Source organism: Shewanella sp. N2AIL, assembly GCF_022690845.1.
Taxonomy (GTDB): domain Bacteria; phylum Pseudomonadota; class Gammaproteobacteria; order Enterobacterales; family Shewanellaceae; genus Shewanella; species Shewanella baltica.
In genome coordinates this window covers 1-255 of sequence record NZ_JALBYT010000120.1, presented here as the reverse complement: position 1 = coordinate 255, position 255 = coordinate 1, and the positions used below count along the sequence as shown (strand labels likewise).

General features: G+C 46.3%; 1 pseudogene. It reads left to right on the top strand.

Annotation, left to right across the window (positions count from 1 at the left end):
- Positions 1-255, top strand: a pseudogene (locus MO387_RS21365) (IS3 family transposase); the annotation flags it as partial.

Sequence of the window (255 nt, the reverse complement as noted above, 5' to 3'; positions counted from 1 at the left end):
TTATGCCTAAGTCAAAAGAAACCCCTGCCGAAACGATCAAGCGCCTTGAACGTGAGTTAGCAGAAGAGAAACTACGTAACCAAATCCTCAATGGCATGGTTGATATCATGGACAATGAATATGGAGCAGGCCTCAGAAAAAAGTACTTATCCGGTACGTCTGGCAAGCAAAAGCTAAAAGCGAAATAAACCTCGCTGCCGCATGTCGTGCTGCGGGTATGTCGAGGCAAGGTATTTATCAGGCAGTTGCGCGAAT